Origin of the sequence: Pseudomonas nitroreducens NBRC 12694 (assembly GCF_002091755.1) — a bacterium.
Lineage (GTDB): Bacteria > Pseudomonadota > Gammaproteobacteria > Pseudomonadales > Pseudomonadaceae > Pseudomonas > Pseudomonas nitroreducens.
The window spans coordinates 1-20,599 of record NZ_BDAI01000008.1 but is presented as its reverse complement, the minus strand read 5'-3'; the positions used below and the strand labels follow the sequence as shown (position 1 = coordinate 20,599).

Annotated in this window: 15 protein-coding genes; 8 read left to right on the top strand and 7 right to left on the bottom strand. The window is 61.9% G+C overall.

Annotation, left to right across the window (positions count from 1 at the left end; all coding sequences use genetic code 11):
• Positions 1 to 75: 75 nt before the first annotated feature.
• The 3 genes from PNI01S_RS19625 to PNI01S_RS19615 all read right to left on the bottom strand — a co-directional run bounded on the left by PNI01S_RS19625 (position 76) and on the right by PNI01S_RS19615 (position 3,907).
• A complete protein-coding gene (locus PNI01S_RS19625; RefSeq protein WP_084358844.1) occupies positions 76 to 360 on the bottom strand; it encodes a hypothetical protein in 285 nt (94 codons plus the stop codon).
• 133 nt (positions 361 to 493) lie between these two features.
• Complete coding sequence (locus tag PNI01S_RS19620; protein ID WP_065086125.1) at positions 494 to 2,116, bottom strand: MFS transporter; 1,623 nt, start codon at positions 2,114 to 2,116, stop codon at positions 494 to 496.
• A gap of 126 nt (positions 2,117 to 2,242) precedes the next feature.
• Entirely contained in the window at positions 2,243 to 3,907 is a 1,665-nt protein-coding gene (locus tag PNI01S_RS19615) for a GMC family oxidoreductase (RefSeq protein WP_024765684.1), read from the bottom strand.
• 138 nt (positions 3,908 to 4,045) lie between these two features.
• On the opposite strand from PNI01S_RS19615, the gene PNI01S_RS19610 reads away from it, so the two are divergent.
• The 4 genes from PNI01S_RS19610 to PNI01S_RS19595 all read left to right on the top strand — a co-directional run bounded on the left by PNI01S_RS19610 (position 4,046) and on the right by PNI01S_RS19595 (position 10,729).
• The gene (locus tag PNI01S_RS19610; protein WP_024765685.1) at positions 4,046 to 4,948 is read left to right on the top strand and encodes a LysR family transcriptional regulator; all 903 of its coding nucleotides are present in this window, start codon (positions 4,046 to 4,048) and stop codon (positions 4,946 to 4,948) included.
• A gap of 405 nt (positions 4,949 to 5,353) precedes the next feature.
• Positions 5,354 to 7,501 carry a type I secretion system permease/ATPase gene (locus PNI01S_RS19605; protein ID WP_024765686.1) on the top strand — a complete coding sequence of 716 codons (2,148 nt, stop codon included), beginning with the start codon at positions 5,354 to 5,356 and terminating at the stop codon, positions 7,499 to 7,501.
• On the top strand, positions 7,498 to 8,913 hold the full coding sequence (locus tag PNI01S_RS19600) for an HlyD family type I secretion periplasmic adaptor subunit (RefSeq protein WP_024765687.1): 1,416 nt from the start codon (positions 7,498 to 7,500) through the stop codon (positions 8,911 to 8,913). Before PNI01S_RS19605 ends, PNI01S_RS19600 begins: the two co-directional genes overlap by 4 nt.
• Before the next feature lie 85 nt (positions 8,914 to 8,998).
• Positions 8,999 to 10,729, top strand: coding sequence for a M12 family metallo-peptidase (locus PNI01S_RS19595; protein WP_084358843.1), 1,731 nt, complete (start codon positions 8,999 to 9,001; stop codon positions 10,727 to 10,729).
• A 243-nt stretch (positions 10,730 to 10,972) separates the two neighbouring features.
• Here PNI01S_RS19595 and PNI01S_RS19590 read toward each other — a convergent pair whose 3' ends face one another.
• Positions 10,973 to 11,764, bottom strand: a complete 792-nt coding sequence (locus PNI01S_RS19590; protein WP_024765690.1) for a glycosyltransferase family 2 protein — start codon at positions 11,762 to 11,764, stop codon at positions 10,973 to 10,975.
• A gap of 319 nt (positions 11,765 to 12,083) precedes the next feature.
• Between PNI01S_RS19590 and PNI01S_RS19585 the strand changes: the two genes are divergently transcribed.
• On the top strand, positions 12,084 to 14,060 hold the full coding sequence (locus tag PNI01S_RS19585) for an O-linked N-acetylglucosamine transferase, SPINDLY family protein (RefSeq protein WP_084358842.1): 1,977 nt from the start codon (positions 12,084 to 12,086) through the stop codon (positions 14,058 to 14,060).
• Between the two features lie 112 nt (positions 14,061 to 14,172).
• Here the strand turns inward: PNI01S_RS19585 and eco are convergent, their stop codons facing one another.
• The 3 genes from eco to PNI01S_RS19570 form a co-directional block, all read right to left on the bottom strand.
• On the bottom strand, positions 14,173 to 14,655 hold the full coding sequence (gene eco, locus PNI01S_RS19580; RefSeq protein ID WP_084358841.1) for a serine protease inhibitor ecotin: 483 nt from the start codon (positions 14,653 to 14,655) through the stop codon (positions 14,173 to 14,175).
• Positions 14,656 to 14,765: 110 nt separating this feature from the next.
• A complete protein-coding gene (locus PNI01S_RS19575; protein ID WP_024765693.1) occupies positions 14,766 to 15,554 on the bottom strand; it encodes a tellurite resistance TerB family protein in 789 nt (262 codons plus the stop codon).
• Positions 15,555 to 15,751: 197 nt separating this feature from the next.
• Complete coding sequence (locus tag PNI01S_RS19570) at positions 15,752 to 16,471, bottom strand: tellurite resistance TerB family protein (protein WP_037015239.1); 720 nt, start codon at positions 16,469 to 16,471, stop codon at positions 15,752 to 15,754.
• Positions 16,472 to 16,722: 251 nt separating this feature from the next.
• Here PNI01S_RS19570 and PNI01S_RS19565 point away from each other — a divergent pair, with 251 nt between their 5' ends.
• The 3 genes from PNI01S_RS19565 (at position 16,723) to ydcS (ending at position 20,531) form a co-directional block, all read left to right on the top strand.
• Positions 16,723 to 17,634: a LysR family transcriptional regulator gene (locus tag PNI01S_RS19565; RefSeq protein ID WP_024765694.1), complete on the top strand. Its 912-nt coding sequence runs from the start codon at positions 16,723 to 16,725 to the stop codon at positions 17,632 to 17,634.
• A 177-nt stretch (positions 17,635 to 17,811) separates the two neighbouring features.
• A complete protein-coding gene (locus PNI01S_RS19560; protein WP_084358840.1) occupies positions 17,812 to 19,266 on the top strand; it encodes a gamma-aminobutyraldehyde dehydrogenase in 1,455 nt (484 codons plus the stop codon).
• Positions 19,267 to 19,385: 119 nt separating this feature from the next.
• Positions 19,386 to 20,531 carry a putative ABC transporter substrate-binding protein YdcS gene (gene ydcS, locus PNI01S_RS19555; protein ID WP_084358839.1) on the top strand — a complete coding sequence of 382 codons (1,146 nt, stop codon included), beginning with the start codon at positions 19,386 to 19,388 and terminating at the stop codon, positions 20,529 to 20,531.
• The last annotated feature ends 68 nt before the right edge of the window (positions 20,532 to 20,599 follow it).

Below are 20,599 nucleotides of genomic sequence, written 5' to 3'. Positions count from 1 at the left end.
GGAACGCCATTGAAAATGGAGTCCGCTGCGCAGGACAACATCGGCTTGCGGCGTATCCTCCAGGGAACTTTCGGCTTAAAAACCTTCCAGATCGATCAGCTCGCCCTCGAAGCGCAGCCAGCCGCCCTCTTCATTCGCCTCGCCACCCTGGATCTCGCCGTAATAGGACAACCCCTTATCCAGCGTCACGCAGACGTGGGTCGGCTCTTCCGGGGCATCCAGCTGGCCCTTGAAACGCACCTCGATCACGCCTTCTTCGGGAGCGCTGAGGGTGATGGTGACGCGGGCGTTATCCACTGCTTCGGCTTCGCGGCCCCAGTGCTCGGCGCTGACGGTAACGGTGGCGATCTCTTGACTCATGCTCGAACTCCAATACGAATGGCCCGCTGCGCAGGCCAAGTCGGCATAGGGTAAGCGACACCGTGTCGCCGCGATACCTCCCCGCCATGAACAAGGCCCGCATCGCGCGGGCCTCGTTCACTTCAAGCGCCGGTCAATCGGCGTGGATGTCGTTGTCCTTGGTCTCGCGCAGGAACAGCAGCGAGCACACCAGGCTCATCGCCGTCACCAGCACCGGGTACCAGAGCCCGTAGAAGATGTTGCCGGTATACACCACCAGGGCGAACGAGATGGTCGGCAGCAACCCGCCGAACCAGCCGTTGCCGATGTGGTACGGCAGCGACAGCGAGGTGTAGCGGATGCGTGTCGGGAACAGCTCGACCATCAGCGCCGCCAGCGGGCCATAGCAGCAGGTGGCGATGAAGATCAGCGCGACGATGATGGCCACCACCATCGGCCGGTTCACCAGCGAGGAATCAGCCACGGTCGGATAGCCGGCATCCTTCACCGCTGCGCCCAGCGCGGCGGCGTCGAAGCCCTCGATGCGCTTCTCGCCCACGGTCACCACCAACTCGCTACCAGCCGGCGCAGCCAGCGTGCTGTAGGGCACGCCGCCTTTCACCAGCAGCGTCTTGGCCTTGTCGCAGGCGCTGTCGAACTTGGCCTTGCCCACCGGATCGAACTGGAAGGTGCAGGTGGCCGGGTCCGCCATCACGGTGACCGGCGCCTGGCGCGAGGCCGCGTCGATCTGCGGGTTGGCGTAGTGGGTCAGCGCCTTGAACAGCGGGAAATACAGCACCGTGGCCAGCAGCAACCCGGTGATCAGCACCGGCTTGCGACCGACCTTGTCCGACAGCCAGCCCATGATCACGAACAGCGGCGCACCGATCACCAGCGCAACGATCAGCATCCCGTTGGATAGCGCCGGGTCGACCTTGAGCACCTGGGTGAGGAAGAACATCACGTAGAACTGCGCCGCGTAGAAGGTCACCGCCTGGCCGGCGTTGATGCTGAACAGCGCGATCAGCACGATCTTCAGGTTGCTCCAGCGGGTGAACGATTCCTTGAGAGGCGATTTACTCACCTTGCCCTCGGCCTTCATCTTCAGGAACGCCGGCGACTCGTGCATGGACAGGCGAATCCAGGTGGAGATGCCCAGCAGCACGATGGAAATCAGGAATGGCAGGCGCCAGCCCCAGGTTTCGAACTCCGGCCCGGTGAGCTGGCGGCAACCCCAGATCACCACCAGCGACAGCAGCAGCCCGCCGGTGGCGGTGCACTGGATCCAGCTGGTGTAGGCGCCGCGTTTGTGGTCCGGCGCGTGTTCGGCCACGTAGATCGCCGCGCCGCCGTACTCCCCGCCCAACGCCAGGCCCTGCAACAGGCGCAACACGATGAGGATGACCGGTGCCGCCACGCCGATGGTGGCGTAGGCCGGCAGCAGGCCGACGGCGAAGGTCGACAGGCCCATCAGCAGGATGGTGACGAGAAAGGTGTACTTGCGCCCGATCATGTCGCCCAGGCGGCCGAACACCAGCGCGCCGAAGGGACGGACGAGGAAGCCGGCGGCGAACGCCAGCAGGGCGAAGATGAAGGCAGTGGTGTCGTTGACCCCGGCGAAGAAGTGCTTGGCAATGATCGCCGCCAGCGATCCGTAGAGGAAGAAGTCGTACCACTCGAACACCGTGCCGAGCGACGAGGCGAAGATCACCTTGCGCTCGTCGCGACGCGTGGTCGCGGGACGCTCATAGGAGCTGGGCTGTGCTACATCGGTCATTACGGGCTCTCCTGCCCCTTCTGGGGGCTCTTGTTTTTGTCAGCCTCGACTGCCACGGCCTTCACACCGCGCGATACCGGTTGTCTTGCTACACGCCAAATAAAAAGTGGGCAGACGGGATCGCCGTCACGCCACCGGAGCTTCCTCCTGTGTGCGCCCACTGGAAGGGATGACCTCCGCGCCGCGCGCGGGTTCGCTCAAAATCATCTGCGCGGCCTTTTCCGCGATCACCAGCACCGGCGAACAGCTGTTGCCGGAGGTCAGGCTGGGCATGATCGAAGCGTCGGCGATGCGCAGGCCGGGAATGCCATGCACGCGCAACTGGCTGTCCACCACCGCCCCCCCGCCCTGCCCCATGCGGCAGGTACCGGCCGGGTGGAAGATGGTGGTGCCGATCTCGGCGGCGGCGCGGTGCAGGTCTTTCTCGGTCTGGTAATCCGGGCCGGGCTTGAACTCCACCGGGTTGAAACGCGCCAGCGCGGGTGCGGCGGCGATACGCCGGGTCAGGCGGATGGCATCGGCGGCTACGCGCAGGTCCTGTGGGTGGCTCAGGTAGTTGGGCTGGATCACCGGTTTGTCGCGCGGGTCGAGCGAACGCAGCGTGACCGAGCCACGGCTCAATGGGCGCAGGTCGCACACCGAAGCGGTGAACGCCGGGAAGCTGTGCAACGGCTCGCCGAAGCGCTCCAGCGACAGCGGCTGCACGTGGTATTCGAGGTTGGCCGAACGCTGGCCGGGGTCGGACTTGGCGAACGCGCCCAGTTGGCTCGGCGCCATGGACAGAGGCCCGCTGCGCTTGAACAGGTACTCCAGGCCCATGCCCATCTTGCCCCACAGCGTCGAGGCGATCTGGTTCAGCGAAGGTGCGCCGTTCATGCGGTAGATCAGGCGCAGCTGCAGGTGATCCTGCAGGTTGCCGCCGACGCCGGAGAGCTCATGGCGCACTCCGATTCCGTGCTTCTCCAGCAGATCGCGCGGACCGATGCCCGAGCGTTGCAGCAACACCGGCGTGTTGATCGCCCCGGCGCAGAGGATCACCTCGCGCCGGGCCCGCAGTTCACGCCGAGCCCCCTGCCAGTTCACTTCCAGGCCCACCGCGCGACCGTTTTCCAGCAGTACACGATGGGCTTCGACGTGGGTCAGCACGGTGAGATTGGCGCGGTTGGCAATGGGCCGCAGGAAAGCCTTCGACGCATTCCAGCGAACGCCGGAACGCTGGTTCACCTGGAAATAGCCGCAGCCTTCGTTGTCGCCGCCATTGAAGTCCTCCACCGAGCGCACGCCGGACTGCGCCGCCGCTTCGCGGAAGGCATCGAGGATCGCCCACGACAACCGCTGCTTCTCCACCCGCCATTCGCCGCCGGAGCCGTGCAAGTCGCTTGCGCCGGCGAAGTGGTCCTCCATCTTCATGAATAGCGGCAGCAGGTCGTTCCAACCCCAGCCAGGATTGCCCTCGGCCGCCCAGCCGTCGTAGTCCAGCGCCTGGCCGCGCATGTAGATCATGCCGTTGATCGAGGAGCAGCCGCCCAACGTGCGCCCGCGCGGGTACTTGATGGCGCGGCCGTTCAGGCCCGGCACCTTTTCGGTGTCGAAACACCAGTCGGTGCGCGGGTTGCCGATGCAATAGAGGTAACCGACGGGGATGTGGATCCAGGGATAGTTGTCCGGGCCGCCGGCTTCGAGCAGCAGCACGCGGTTGGCGGGGTCGGCGGACAGGCGGTTGGCCAGCAGGCAGCCGGCAGGGCCCGCGCCAACGATCAGGTAGTCATAAGCATCCAGTGCCTGCGGCATGGAAAGCACCTCGTCGTTTCTTGTTCTTTTGGGTATGACGACTGAGCCTAGTCGTTCGTTCGTGATAAAAGAACAGTCGTTTCGAGTCACCTGCTGTGCGTTTTCTAACAGTGCGCCTTCTGCCAACGAGAGCCGCCCATGTTCGACTGGAATGACCTGCGCTACTTCCTCGAGCTGCACCGCAGCGGCCGCCTGCTGACCACCGCCAAGCGCCTGGGCACCACCCACGCCACCGTGGCGCGGCATATCGAGAGCATCGAGCGTGACCTCGGCACCCAGCTGTTCGCCCAGCACACCGGCGGCTACCAGCTCACCCCGGCCGGCCAGGCGCTGCTCAAGCACGCCGAGGCCATGGAAAACACCGCCCTCCTCGCCCAGGAGGAAATGAGCCAGGCCATCTCGCCGCTGGGGCAGATCCGCATCGGCGTCACCGAAGGCCTGGGCACCATGTTCCTCGCCCCGCGCATGGGCGAACTGATGCAGAGGTATCCCGGGCTGGAGGTGGAACTGGTGTCGGTGCCACGCTTCGTCAGCATCACCAACCGCGAGGCGGACATCGCCATCACCCTGGAACGCCCCAGCGCCGACCTACTCATCAGCCGCCTGCTCACCCGCTACCGCCTGAGCCTGTTCGCCAGCCCCGCCTACCTGGAAAACGCCCCGCCCCTGCGCGACCGCGAGGACCTCAGCCAGCACCCGTGGATCGGCTACGTCGACGACCTGCTGTTCAGCCAGGAACTGCTGTTCCACCACAGCTTCTGCCGCCACCCGCAGGTGGTGTTCCGCAGCACCAGCGTGGTTGCCCAGCAACAAGCCGCCCAGGCGGGCATCGGCATCGCCATCCTCCCGCAGTACATGGGCCTGCACGACCCACGGCTGGTGCCGGTGCTGCCGGAGGAGTTCATCGAACGGGAATACTGGATGTGCACGCGGCGCGAGTTGCACCGGTCGGTGCGGCTGAGGCTGGTGTGGGATTTCCTGGTGGAGGTCTGCGGCCGCGAACAGGGCATTCTCGTCGAGGGGAAGAACGCAGCTCCCTAGCCACGCGGGCCGTTGCACATGCCGCACCGTCGCGCCAAGACTGCCGTGGCGCAGTGCGGCTATTCCGTAGGGGCAGGAGCGCCGCTCTTCACGCTTCCTCAACCACACCAGTCGCAATTCGGTGGACTGGCAGACGAAGACCATCGCATCAAGGGCATCAATGAAGGCCAGCGGTTCGTAAACGCCCGCGATTCCCCGTCCTGTCGTCCTGAGAAAGCCGTCCTACCCCCGAAGAGGACACTCTGTTCCTCAGCAAACCCTGATTCCAGAGCAGGCTCTGCCTGAAGCGTCTGATTTGGATGCCGCGCTATACAACACCATTGCTGAACACGGGCTGAACAAACATAACTTCCTTGTCCAGGTAGCACATGCCAGTGCTGCCCATCCCTGACAGGAAGTACAGAGATGAATGCTCCAGCCTCGCAGGAAGTCCCGTCCTCGCCCCTCGACACGGGCCTTCAATGCCTGATTACGCTGTCGAGCTTCCACGGCATCGCCGCCAGCGCCGAGCAACTGCGCCACGAATTCGCCGAAGGCGCCCAAACCTTTGACCGCGACCGCCTATTACTCGCCGCCCGGAAACTTGGGCTGCTCGCCAAATCCGCACAGTCACAACCATTACGCCTGGCACAAACGCCACTGCCCGCCATTGCCGAAGCCGTCGACGGCAGCTTCTTCATCCTTGCCCGTGTCGATCAGGGCCAGGCGTTGATCCAAGTCCCCGGACAACGCCCCGAAGCGATACCGCTGGCCAATCTGAAGGAACGCTGGAACGGCCGGCTGATCCTGTTGCGGTCCCAGGCGTCCATTGGTGGTGAACTGGCACGTTTTGACTTCACCTGGTTCATTCCCGCCATCGTCCGCTACCGCAAATTGCTCAGCGAGGTATTGATTGCCTCCTTCTTCCTCCAGCTGTTTGCCCTGCTGACGCCATTGTTCTTTCAGGTAGTGATGGACAAGGTCCTGGTCCATCGGGGCCTGTCCACCCTCGATGTGCTATGTGTCGGGCTGCTGACCATCCTCATCTTCGAAAGCCTGCTCAGCGGCCTGCGCACCTACGTCTTTGCCCACACCGCCAGCCGCATCGATGTGGAGCTGGGCTCACGCCTGTACCGCCATCTGATCGCCCTGCCCATCGCCTATTTCCATGCACGACGGGTCGGCGACTCGGTAGCGCGGGTGCGCGAGCTGGAGAACATTCGCAGTTTCCTGACGGGTAATGCGATCACGCTGCTGCTGGATCTGCTGTTCTGCGTGGTGTTCATCGCGGTGATGCTGGTCTACAGCGGTTGGCTGACGCTGGTGGTGATCTTGTCATTGCCGGTCTACGTGCTGCTGTCGCTGCTTATCACCCCACCCTTGCGCGCTCGCCTGCAGGAGAGCTTCAACCGCGGCGCGGAGAACCAGGCCTTTCTGGTCGAATCCCTCAACGGCATCGACACCCTGAAATCCCTGGCAGTGGAGCCGCAGTCCACACGGCGTTGGGACAACCAACTGGCCGCTTACGTCGCCGCCAGTTTTCGCACACAGGTTCTCTCTACGCTGGCGAACGAGGGCGTCGGCCTTATCGGCAAGCTGGTGACCGTGATGACCCTTTGGCTCGGCGCGCGCCTGGTCATCGAGGGAGACTTGTCGGTCGGCCAGTTGATCGCCTTCAACATGCTTGCCGGCCGCGTGGCCCAGCCGATCATGCGCCTCGCTCAGCTATGGCCGAATTTCCAGCAGACCGGCGTTTCCATGCAGCGCCTGGGCGACATTCTCAATACCCGCAGCGAGGCCGGACTCGGCCAGCGCAGCTCGCTGCCGCCGTTGCGCGGTCGGATCGAGTTCGATCAGGTGTATTTCCGCTATCGCAGCGATGGCTCGGAAGTACTGCGCGGCATCAGCCTGGATATTCGCCCAGGCGAGGTAATCGGCATCGTCGGCCGCTCGGGCTCGGGCAAGAGCACTCTCACCCGTCTGTTGCAACGCCTTTACGTGCCCGATCGTGGGCGGGTACTGGTGGATGGCATGGACCTGGCGCTGGCCGAAATGTCTTCGCTGCGTCGGCAGATCGGCGTGGTGTTGCAGGAGAACCTGCTGTTCAACCGCAGCATCCGCGACAACATCGCCCTCACCGACCCAGGCGCGGCGCTGGAGCGGGTGATCGAGGTCGCCCACCTGGCCGGCGCCCACGAGTTCATCCTGGAACTGCCCGAAGGCTACGACACTATCGTCGGCGAACACGGCGCCTCACTTTCGGGCGGCCAGCGGCAACGCATCGCCATCGCCCGTGCGCTGCTGAATAACCCGCGCATCCTGATCTTCGACGAGGCCACCAGCGCGCTGGACTACGAGTCCGAGCGGATCATCCAGCAGAACATGCGCGCCATCTGCCAGGGCCGCAGCGTCATCATCATTGCCCACCGCCTGAGTGCGGTGCGTCGAGCCAACCGCATCGTGGTGCTGGAGCGCGGGCAGATCGTCGAGCAAGGCAGTCATGCCGAACTGTTGCTCCTTGAGCAGGGCCACTACGCGCGCCTGAACCAGTTGCAGCACGGTGACGACCAATGAGCGCCCATCGCGAGCTGCTGCAGCGCTATCGTCTGGCGTGGAACCACGCCTGGGGCCTGCGCCACAGCCTGGACACAACTCCGCGCTTGCCTCACGAAGCACAGTTTCTCCCCGCCGCCTTGGCCTTGCAGGAAACCCCCGTTCACCCGGCCCCTCGCTACCTGCAATGGCTGATCATGACGCTGGCGACACTGGCCGTTCTCTGGGCCGTCCTGGGCCAGGTGGATGTGGTCGCCACCGCCAACGGACGCATCGTCCCCAGTGGCCGCAGCAAGGTCATCCAGCCGCATGAAGTCGCCGTGGTGAAGGCCATTCACGTCACCGATGGCCAGGCCGTGAAGGCCGGCGATCTGCTGGTGGAGCTAGACCCGAGCCAGACCAGCGCCGATGTCGAGCGATTAGGCAGCGATCTGCTCGCCAGCCAGGTGGATGCAGTTCGCGCGCAGGCCATGCTCGATGCGATCACCAACCAACACCCCCCCACCAACGTCGCCGCCAAACTGCCACAAGCCAGCGTTGAGCAACAACAAGCCGCCAACCTCTGGCTGCAAGGTCAGTACCAGGAGTTGCGCAGCGGCCTGGCGCAGCAGGAAGCGGTGATTGCCCAGCGCAGCGCAGAAATCCAGGCCGCGAGACTGTCAGCCAGCAAACTGGAGCAGATGCTGCCCATCACCCGGCGCATTACTTCCGACTATGCGCGCCTGGCGGAGCAAGGGTTGGTGCCCAAGCACCACTACCTGAACAAGCAGCAGGAGCAGATGGAGCAGGAGCGTCAACTGACCGAGCAGCAAAGCCGCATACTCGAACTCACATCAGCGCGGCAAGCCGCGCAACAGCAACGGGAAACCACCCTGGCGCAAAACCGCCGCGCCATGCTCGACCTGTTGCACCAGTCCGAGCAGAAAGCCGCCGCCCTGCAACAGGAGCTGCACAAGGCCGAACGCCTGGACAGCCTCACCCGCCTCACCGCTCCGGTGGACGGCACCGTCCAGCAACTGGCGATCCATACCGCTGGTGGCGTGGTCACCGAAGCGCAACCGCTGATGGTGCTGGTGCCCCGCGACCAACCGATAGAAATCGAAGCCCAGCTGGAGAACAAGGACATTGGCTTTGTGCATCCGGGCCAGGACGTGGCCGTAAAGATCGAGGCCTTCAACTTCACCAAGTACGGCGTGCTCCACGGGAAAGTGCTGAGCCTCTCCGAGGACGCTATTGAGGACGAAAAGCGCGGGTTGCTCTATAGCCTGCACATCGAACTCAACCAGAACCATATCCGTGTGGGCAGCGAAGATTTGCCGCTGACACCGGGAATGGCAGTGCGTGCGGAAATTAAGACCGATCGACAACGGGTTATTGACTACTTCCTCAGTCCGTTGAAGCGATACATGGATGAGAGCTTGGAGGAAAGATGACATGCAAGTAAGCATCGTGAATTTAAAAGCGCACCCATGAAAACTCAGCACACCGACAAACACTTAACCAAACGGAAATGCAGACATGACCAATATGACACCCTATTCACAATCCGGGCAGGATGAAATCGACTTCATACTTAAAAAAGGCGAATCCGCTAGAAAATGGATACTACCCGCAAACAAAACTATAACTTGGTCAACACTTGCAAACCAAGACACAGGAGTACTCGGGTCAAATTTCGGATTCACAGACCCCGCTCAAAAATCACTAATCAGCTCAGTACTCCAAAGATATTCAGAAGTGACAAATGTCAACTTCCTCTATACCTCCCCTTCCTTCAGCCCCGTGGCCGACCTACTGATATATAACATGCGCACCGACGCTTATAATGGCGTAGCCGTCGTCAACCCAGGCGACCAATATGCAACTATCGGCTTACGTGTTGAACATCAAAACACCCCCCAAGGCTGGGCAGTTACAGCTCATGAGGTCGGACACATTTTAGGCCTGCAACACACACATGAAAAAATCAATAACGAATGGATCTACTCCTCCAACGCTTCAATGTACAACAAAATCGATACAGTCATGTCATACAATAGCGTAAGAAAATTTTACTATGAGTACCAAGCAGAACCAACCGATTTAGGTATTTATGACATCGCCGCAATTCAATATCTTTACGGAGCAAATACCTCATTCAACAGCGGCGACACGATCTACAAATACTCATATGTTCCATTCTATAGCACGATATGGGACGGCGGCGGTATAGACACAATCGATCTCAGTAACTTCACATCCGGATCAAATCTAAATCTAAACAATGGAACCCGCAGCGACATATTTTTCAGACCCACCAACGAGACATTTGCATCGCACGTTTTCATGGGTGAGCGCGCTTTAGGCATCGCCTATGGAGCCAACATAGAGAATGCTCGAGGCACGCAGGGAAATGACACCATACAAGGAAATGAATTAAACAACATAATATGGGGGGAGAATGGTGACGATGTAATCTACGGAAACGCGGGAAATGACATCCTATATGGCGGCGCGGGCAATGATATTCTGGATGGCGGCGCAGGTAATGACATTCTCGATGGGGGCACGGGTACCGATACGCTCAGAGGTGGAACGGGCGACGACCGATACATCATTGACAACGTAGGAGACGTTATCATAGAGAACCCCGGAGAGGGATATGACTCAATCGAAATATTCGGCGCCTCCATATCTCAATACGCCCTCCCCGACAACATAGAAGGCATAAACTGCACTCAAGCCAGCGGCAATATGGCGCTAACTGGGAATAATTTAGATAATATAATAATAGGGACAAATGGTGACAATTTAATTACAGGCGGAAGAGGAAATGACAAACTTCAAGGAAACGGGGGTGGCGACACCTATATATTCAACAAAGGAGATGGCTCCGACACAATCCTGGAGGCTCAAAGAAGCACAAACCCATTCGACATTGACATTCTAAAGTTTGGCCAAGGGATAAACTTTGACCAACTTTGGTTTAGCAAGGAAAATATCTCCGGCTCGTTAGTTGTAAAAATCATAGGAACAAGCGACAAAGTTTCCATTGATTTCTGGTACTCCAGCAGCAGTGGGACCCCTAATTGGTCAGAGTGCTATATAGAAAAGTTCCAGACCAGCAACGGCAAAACCTTAAATTACGACAAGGTCGACCAATTAGTTAATGCCATGGCGGCGTTTTCACCTCCTGCACTTGGTCAGACCACCCTCCCCCCCAACTATCAGCAAGCACTTGCACCGGTTATAGCCGCTGCTTGGAGTTGACGTAGCTTCGGCGGTGCTCGCAAGAGCATCGCCATTTATATATCCATGGATCAAAAAATGCCAAAATTCAGCATAATACTTACCGTCTACAATGGAGAGCAATTTCTCAACATCAATACATGAAGAGATTCGCGAGCAGCGTGACGATCTTCTTCAGACCTGCCAACGTTTCTGGAGTGGAAAAACTGTGAAGATCAAAGTTTCATCTTTGGTGCCAACCTTGCGGCTCGCCTGTCATTTAATCTAACGCAACGACGCCGAGTCGAGCGCCTCACAGAAGTGCGGAAAGTGGCGCTCGACAAGTACGTCCGGCAGGATGAACTGTGGAAAGCTCTTCGATGAATTGTTTTTGTGTAGCACATGTAAGCACAAACCGGAGTCATCAACAGGAAGAGCGATGTGTGCACCCCTGTTGCGCGCCGCCGTTGCAAAAAGCCCATCCTCGTTGAAAGAAATTGGCTCGAACGGATGCTCGGCCCAGAGACGTTTCGTATAAAAATAGCTAAAACCGAATCCAAGATGGTTCTCGAGAAACGCCTGACTTCCTTCAGGAATTTCGTGAAGTGTAACCGGTCTACCGCTCCAACAGAAATGCAAACCGGCCTTGCACATCAGATCCCAATAGGCAAATTTTTTATACACTCTGCTATAGATGAAGAATGCGCTTAGCTTTACAAAGTCAGCCCCATGCAACCGCATCTGGCCAAGCATCGCTGCAAGATAATTTGGCGCATAGACTTCATCATCATCAAAGTGGGCGATAATATCGCCCCTGGCAATTTCATTGGCTAGATTGCGCTTCTCGCCGATTGTCTTTCGCGAAGGCAAATGTCGATAAACAACTCGAGAATCACTCAAGCTTTCCATAAAAGCACTTGGTTTATCACTGTCATCGATAACTACCCATTCCAGAGACTCTACACTTTGCGAGCAGAACGAACGATAAGCAAACGGTAGCAGCGACTCACGATTCCATGTGGGGGTTATGACGCTTATTGCGGGCTTAACCGCGACAGAATGCCGGCTAGGTGACATGCAAAAATCCCTCCTTTATTGATTTTTCATCCTATAGCGATACTCTCGAATAAGCATCTAACTGGAAACCTGTGTAGAGAACCAATTTCAAACCGTGAACCAACGCATGAACACACTATCAATTACAAACTCTTTACCCCCATTAAATCCCTCTGTCCCAACAACTAATAATCAAGAAGCTCAAAAGCCAGCACCGCCCTAACCTGGGACACTCAAATAAAATCTATCCCATACCTTTCAGGAATTCCTGACAGCAATTTCCGAATTACTTAAACGGAATTCCCCTGAAGATATCGGCATCCCATACCGGAGACATTTCATGCGCCAGCGCCAACCCAGACTGTCAGTACAAACCATTGTCGATGCGCTCAACAGCGGAGCCCCCGCTCGTGGTGAAGCTCTGGCGCGACAACTGCTTCGTAGCCAACCGCGCAACGCCGAGGCTCTTCATTTGTGCGGAGTCGCCTGTCTAAGCCAAGGCAAGGCAACACTGGCGCGAGAGTTGATCAAGCGCGCCCTAACCGTACGCAAGGATGCTACCTATTACTTGAATTTGGCTCTGGCCGAGCGAGCACTGAGCAATGACAACGCCGTGGAGGAGGCATTCCGGTGCTGCCTGCAACTACAACCACGGAATGCACAAGCGGCCAACAACCTGGCGAACCTCTGTAACAAGCAACGCCGCTACGCAGAAGCCGAACAATTTTACCGCCAGGCCATTGCCAGCAACCCCGGCTACCTCCTGGCCTACAAAAACTTTGGGAACCACCTGTGCGAATGCGGCCAAAGTGAGACGGCTATTCCCGTTCTTACTCAAGCACTCACGCTGGGCCCGGATAGAACCGACCTCCAACTGGAACTGGCCAGAGCGCTACGAAATCGAAAACGCTTCAGCGAGGCCGCTAAATGGTTTGCCGAGGCCAAGCAATGGGACGATTTGCAATTGGCTCTGCGCACACTGGGTAGCTGGCCCCAACTGGCAGCAGTTGACACTGAGCTTCTGCAGAAACTGCAAACATCACCACAGGATGCGTTCACCCCCTGGAGCCTGATCAACTTGCCCGGACTTTCCCCGGAACTACACCGTGATGCCGCTCGCCACTTTGCCGAGTCGCGCTGGTCACAGGAGCTGCTCGCCTCACCCTTGAGCAGCGAGCCCACAGAGGGCGAATGCCTACGCATCGGCTACCTGTCCAGCGACTTCTATGACCACGCGACGATGCACCTGATGATGGGCGTGCTGGAGGCGCACGACTGCGCCAGGGTGGATATCCACCTATTCGACTACAGCCCCGAGCGCGACGATGACTTCACCCGCCGCATCGCCGCAACTGGCCTGCACCGCCACAACCTGCGCGAGCTGTCCGACGAGGCGGCGGCGAAGCTGATCGCAGAACAGCGTCTGCACATCCTGGTGGACCTGAAGGGCTACACCACCGGCGCGCGCCAGGGCATCACCGCATTGCGGCCGGCGCCGGTGATCATCAATTGGCTGGGCTATCCGGGCAGCCTGGGGCATCCACGCCTGGCGGATTACCTGATCGGTGATCCGACCGTGACGCCAGCCGAGCACGCTGCGCATTTCAGCGAGACGCTGGCGCTGATGCCCCATAGCTACCAACCCAATGACCGGGACCGCCCCTTGAACCCGCCGCCCGGTCGAACGGAAGTCGGGCTACCGGAAAAAGGCGTGGTGTTCGCCAGTTTCAACCAGTTGCTCAAGCTCAATCCGGGCGAATTCGACCTGTGGTGCAGATTGCTGCGGGAGGTGCCGGGGGCCGTGCTCTGGCTGCTGGAGCCCGAGGTCGAGGAGGCCCGCGACAATCTTCGGCGCGAGGCACAGCAGCGTGGAGTGGCCGCCGAACGCCTGATCTTCGCGCCACGCCTGAAACAGAATGAGCACCTCGCCCGCCTCTGCCTGGCCGACTTGGCCCTGGACAGCTTCCCCTGCACCTCGCATACCACCGCCAGTGATGCGCTCTGGGTGGGGGTACCGCTGATCACTCGACTGGGCGAGACCTTTACCAGCCGCGTGGCGGGAAGCCTGCTCAAGGCGCATGGTTTTGACGAACTGGTAGCGAAGGATGCAGAGGACTGCTTCGAGCGGCTGAAAGCCCTGGCCCTCGACAACAGCGCACGCACTGAGCTGCGCCAACGGCTGTCGGCAGCACGGATGGACTCGCCGTTGTTCGACACGGCGCGCTTCACCCGTGATCTGGAAGCCTTGTACCAGGCAATCTGGCAGCACCACTGCACCGAGCCGGAAGAGCGCTCCGAGGTTGTGCTGGCGGATTAGTTGCAGGAACGAGGGGGACGCCCAGTCCTTGCTCGCGAACCCATCCAGCGCCGGAGCCGGGGGAAGGCTGTTCGCGAGCAAGCTCGCTCCTACGAAAGCGAGAGCGGAAGGGTCACTCCGCGCGGGCGTGCTCGACCTTGTCGGAGGCGGACCAGAGGCGGTAACGGACTTCGACGTCTTTCGGCGCGTAGATCACGATGGGCAGTTTGCTGTTGTAGCGCAGCACGAAGCCTTCGCCGATCACCGGGACGAAGTCCTTCTTGCTCTTGCCTTCGGGGCAGGCCATCAGGGTGCTGGCCGGGCCGCTGACCTTGTCCAGGCGGTAGTAGGAATAGCCCCAACCTTCCAGGGTCTTCTCTTCCAGGGTGCCGCCCAGGCGCTGGCGGTTGCAGTCGACGGTCAGCGTCTTGCCGGCGAGGATCTCGACCTTGAAGTTCTCTTCATGGGCCTGCTCGGGCAGGTGGATGACCTGGCGGACGAAGCCGTCCTCGGCCTTGGGATAGGGCGCGACGTCTTCCAGTTTGGCGGCGTTGGCCAGGGTGGCGGTAGCGCTGAGCAGCAGCGCGGTGGGCAGGGCGAAACGTACGAACGGCATGAAGCCTCCTTGCAGAATTGAGGAACGAACGCGCCGCGAGGGTGCGTTCGTCCGAGCCTCTCTGACCGTCAGATTGTACGAATGCTCCTGCGGTCGTGCCCTGAGTTGTATCAAGCTACTTCACCCCCGGCCTTCGCCTGCTGTTCCAGGTGCGCCTGGAGTTCCGGGGCGAGGTTGAGGTTGTAGGCCAGTTCGTCGAGGTAGGTGCGCTCGGCGTCCTGCTGGTCGTCCACCAGCATCACGCTGACCAGGTACATTTCCGCGGCAACGGCGGGATCGCCCTGGGCGGTTTGCGCGACGTCCGCGGCGTCCAGCGGTTTCTGCATTTCGGCGTCGATCCAGGCCTGCAATTGCGGCTCGCCGGCGTGGCGCTGCAGCTCTGCCTGGATCGCCGCCTGCTCGCGCTCATCGATACGGCCGTCCGCCTTGGCAGCCGCGAGCATGGCAGTGAGTATCGCGTGACTGTGGGCTTCGGCCTCGGGGCCATCGAGCTGGTCGACGGTGGTCAGCGATTGCTGCTGCGAGGGATTGGCATTCTGCTGGCGCTGCCAGTTCTGATAGGCCTGGTAGGCCATCATGCCCAGCGAGGCGAGCATGGCGTAGTTGACGCCGCCGCCCGTGGAACGCCCCTGGGGAGCGCCGCCGGAACTGGCGCCACCACCGAGCATGCTGCCCAGCACACCACCCAGGCCGCCCAGACCACCACCACCGGAGCCGCCCGCGCTACCACCGCCGAGAATCGAACCCAGACCGCCGCCTCCGCCACCGCCCAGCAGCCCGCCGAGCAGGCCACCCAGGCCACCGAGCGGGTCCGCGCCACCGGCGCCACCCTGTTGCTGTTGCGCCGCCGAGCCCTGTCCGGCCCGCAGCAGTTGTTCCAGTAGATCGGTCGTGTTCATGATCAGTCCCTCGCCATCGCGCGGTGTGCGTTGGGCAACGATAGTCCCGCCACACCGATGCGCCAGCGCCGTCCGCCAGCCGGCCCGGAATGGTCGGGACGCCCGGCGACGGAGACTGATGCCCGGCACCATCGGGTGCCAGGCGAAGCGGCGCAGCCGCGCCCTTTATCCAGCGGATGCGAGGAAGGTCACGTCACTCAGGCGGGCACCGCGTCCAGCGCCTTCTGCGCCTGGGCTTCCAGCTCGACCTTGAGGCCGGCGTCGAGGCTCAGCTGGCGCGCCAGTTCATCCAGGTAGGCACGCTCCATGAAGTTGGTCTCGTCGACCATCAGCAGGCTGGCCAGGTACATCTCGGCGGCCATTTCCTCGCTGGTGGCGGCGCGAGCGACCTCGGCCGGATCGAGCGGCTTGGCCAGTTCGCGGTCGAGCCAGCCCTGCAGCTCGAGGTCGCCGGTGAGCTTGGCGATTTCGCCGTCGATCAGCTGGCGTTCGCGATCATCGATATGTCCGTCGGCTTTCGCGGCGGCGACGATGGCCCGCAGGATCGCATGGCTATGCTGCTCGGCCTGGGCCGGCGGCAGGCGGTCAACGGTCTGCGGCTCGCCGCGCGGCGCGCTGGCCTGCTTCTGCTGCCAGTTGCCGTAGGCCTTGTAGGCCAGCACGCCCAACGCCGCGAGGCCGCCGTAGGCGACGACCTTGCCGCCGACCTTGCGCGCCTTCTTGCTGCCCATCAGCAAGCCCAGAGCGCCCGCTGCCAGAGCGCCGCCACCGGCGCCGGACAGCAGGCTGCCCAGGTCCAGGCCACCTTTGCTGCCGCCCTGTGCGGGTTGGCCGCCGCCCTGCTGGGTCAGGCCCTTGTTCTGCATCAGTTCCTGCCCGGATTTGAGCAGTTGGTCGAGCAGGCCACGTGTGTTCATGGCGATCTCCACTAGCTATCGAGATGAAAAGTCAGGCCTCCGACTCTAGCTCGCAGCCTTGTCAGAGCGGAGTTGCAGAGTGCTTCCGGATATTGCGGGCCTTTGCCGGCGGGTCCGCAGGGCAAATAGGCCGCTTTCATTCGATTAAAAAGAATGCTCCTATAGATTTTCGATAATCAACAATGAAATGCGCCGAGACCGGCTAGACAAGGCTCTAGATCGCGACTCCGCGCGCCAGCGGCCAATCGCCCATGATGACCCTCCGCCAGATCCGCCACTTCATCGCCGTCGCCGAGACCGGCTCGATCTCCGCCGCCGCCCAGGCGGTGTTCATTTCCCAGTCGACCCTGACCCTCGCCATTCAGCAATTGGAAGAAGAGATCGGCGTGCGCCTGTTCGACCGCCACGCCAAGGGCATGACCCTGACCCACCAGGGCCACCAGTTCCTGCGCCAGGCGCACCTGATCCTGGCCACCGTGGAGAACGCCAAGCGCAGCCTGCAGCAGAGCACCGACCAGGTGGCCGGCAGCCTGACCATCGGGGTGACCAGCCTGGTGGCGGGTTACTACCTGGCCGACCTGATCAACCGCTTCCAGCGCGCCTTCCCCAACGTGAAGACCCGCGTGGTAGAGGACGAGCGCCCGTACATCGAGCACCTGCTGGTAAGCGGCGAGATCGACGTCGGCGTGCTGATCCTCTCCAACCTGGAAGACCGCCACGCCCTGCAGACCGAGGTGCTCACCCACTCGCCGCACCGCCTGTGGCTACCGGCGCAGCACCCGCTGCTGGAGCGCGACAGCATCGCCCTTGCCGATGTGGCGGGCGAGCCATTGATCCAGCTGAACGCTGACGAGATGGGCCTGCACACCCAGCGCATCTGGTCGCGCGCCGGACTCGTGCCACAGGTGACGCTGCGCACCGCCTCGGTGGAAGCGGTGCGAAGCCTGGTGGCGGCGGGCCTGGGCCTGTCGATCCAGCCGGACATGACCTACCGCCCCTGGTCGCTGGAAGGCGACATCATCGAGGCGCGGCCGCTGGTGGACCTGTCCGAGCCGTTGGATGTCGGCCTGGCGTGGCGTCGCGGCACCGCGCGGCCGGCACTGGTGGACCCGTTCCTCACCGTCGCCCGAGAGCAGCCGAACGCCAAACGCCTTTCGATCTAGAGACTTACAGCGTTCGATTTAATCGAACGGCGCTTTCAGTAATTAGAATTTGTCGACCCCACGCCCGGACTCTAGTCTCTCGTCCCATACCAAAGGGCCAAGTTCCGGGCACCGCCCCTACGCCGGAGCACGCACATGCCCCCCGAAAACAAGACAGATAAAAGACGAGCTTCCAGGATGACCGGCGCAACCCTGCATACCGCCTTGCTGATCGACGGCCAACTGGTCGCCGGCGAAGGCATGGCCGAGCCGATCATCAACCCGACCACGGGCGAAACCATCGCCAGCATCGCCGACGGCTCCATCGACCAGGTCGAGCAGGCCATCGCCGCTGCGCACCACGCCTTCCCCGCCTGGGCCCGCACTACTCCCGCGCAACGTTCCGCCGCGCTGCTGGCTATCGCGGACGCCATTGACAAGCGCGCGAATGATCTCGCCCAGCTGGAATCGCTGAACTGCGGCAAGCCGCTGCACCTGGCGCGCCAGGACGATATTCCGGCCACCGCCGACGTGTTCCGCTTCTTCGCCGGCGCCGTGCGCTGCCAGCAGGGCCAACTCGCCGGCGAATACGTGCCCGGCCACACCAGCATGGTGCGCCGCGATCCGGTGGGCGTGGTCGCCTCGATCGCACCGTGGAACTACCCGCTGATGATGGCCGCGTGGAAGATCGCCCCCGCGCTGGCCGCCGGCAACACGCTGGTGTTCAAGCCGTCCGAACACACCCCGCTGAGCATCCTGGCGCTGGCTCCGGCGCTGGCGGAAATCCTCCCCGCCGGCGTGATCAATATCGTCTGCGGCGGCGGCGATGGCGTCGGCAGCCATCTGGTCGGCCACCCGAAGGTGCGCATGGTCTCGCTCACCGGCGACATCGTCACCGGGCAGAAGATTCTCCAGGCCGCCTCGCGCACCCTCAAACGCACGCACCTGGAACTTGGCGGCAAGGCGCCGGTGATCGTCTGCAACGACGCCGACCTCGACGCCGTGGTCCAGGGCGTACGCACCCATGGTTATTACAACGCTGGCCAGGACTGCACCGCCGCCTGCCGTATCTACGCACAGGCGGGCATCCATGACCGCCTCGTCGCCGAGCTGGGCGATGCCGTGGCAAGCATCCGCTTCGCCCGCAAGCGCGACGCCGACAACGAGATCAGCCCGCTGATCAGCGCCCGCCAGCGCGACCGCGTGGCCAGCTTCGTCGAGCGCGCCCTCGGCCAGCCGCACATCGAGCGCGTCACCGGCGCCGCCGTGCATTCGGGCCCCGGTTTCTACTACCAGCCGACCCTGCTGGCCGGCTGCAAGCAGCAGGACGAGATCGTCCAGCGCGAAGTGTTCGGCCCGGTGGTCACCGTGACCCGCTTCGACCAGCTGGAGCAGGCGGTGGACTGGGCGAATGACTCCGAATACGGCCTGGCCTCCTCGGTGTGGACGCAGAACCTGGACAAGGCCTTCCAGATCGCCAACCGCCTGCAGTACGGCTGCACCTGGATCAACACCCATTTCATGCTCGCCAGCGAGATGCCCCACGGCGGGCTCAAGCGCTCGGGCTACGGCAAGGACCTGTCCAGCGACTCGCTGCAGGACTACAGCGTGGTGCGCCACATCATGGCGCGCCACGGCCAGCAACTGGATTGAACCATCCGGCGGGGTCGCCCGCCGGCACATAAGAAACGCCCCGACGCCAAGCCGTCAGAGGGATGTTGCTCGATTGAACTGCCCCACCAATAGAGACAACAACGAGAGGGAGACACCCGATGCGCAAGACCGCACTGCTCAGTGCCATCACCACCGCCCTGCTGGCCAGCGCCGGCGTCCAGGCCGCCGAGGCCCTGAAGGAAGTCGGCAAAGGCGAAGGCCGCCTGGACATCATCGCCTGGCCCGGCTACATCGAGCGCGGCCAGTCCGACAAGAACTACGACTGGGTCACCCAGTTCGAGAAGGACACCGGCTGCCAGGTCAACGTGAAGACCGCCGCCACCTCCGACGAGATGGTCAGCCTGATGGCCAAGGGCGGCTATGACCTGGTCACCGCCTCAGGCGACGCCTCCCTGCGCCTGATCTACGGCAAGCGCGTGCAGCCGATCGATCCGTCGCTGATCCCCAACTGGAAGAACATCGACCCGCGCCTGAAGGACGCCGCCTGGTACGTGGTCAACGGCAAGACCTATGGCGCGCCGTACCAGTGGGGCCCGAACCTGCTGATGTACAACACCAAGGTCTTCCCCACCGCGCCGGACAGCTGGAAGGTCGTGTTCGACGCGCAGAACCTGCCCGACGGCAAGCCGAACAAGGGCCGTGTGCAGGCCTACGACGGCCCGATCTACGTCGCCGACGCCGCGCTGTACCTGAAGGCCACCCAGCCGGAACTGGGCATCACCGATCCGTACCAGCTCGACGAGAAGCAGTACGCCGCCGTGGTCGAACTGCTGCGCAAGCAGCATGACCTGATCCACCGTTACTGGCACGACACCACCGTGCAGATGAGCGACTTCAAGAACGAAGGCGTCGCCGCTTCCAGCGCCTGGCCCTACCAGGCCAACGCCCTGAAGGCCGAAGGTCAGCCAATCGCCACCGTGTTCCCGAAAGAAGGCGCCACCGGCTGGGCCGACACCACCATGCTGCACGCTGAAGCCCAGCACCCGAGCTGCGCCTACAAGTGGCTGAACTGGTCGCTGGAGCCCAAGGTGCAAGGTGACGTGGCCGCCTGGTTCGGTTCGGTGCCGGCCGTGCCGGAAGGCTGCAAGGCCAGCACCCTGCTGGGCGGCGAAGGCTGCGCCACCAACGGCTACAACCAGTTCGACAAGATCGCGTTCTGGAAGACCCCGGTGGCCGAGGGCGGCAAGTTCGTCCCGTACAGCCGCTGGACCCAGGACTACATCGGGATCATGGGCGGCCGTTGATTTCGGCTCCCCTCTCCCTCTGGGAGAGGGGTTGGGGGTGAGGGCCCGGCCGTGTGCCGTGGCTTCCC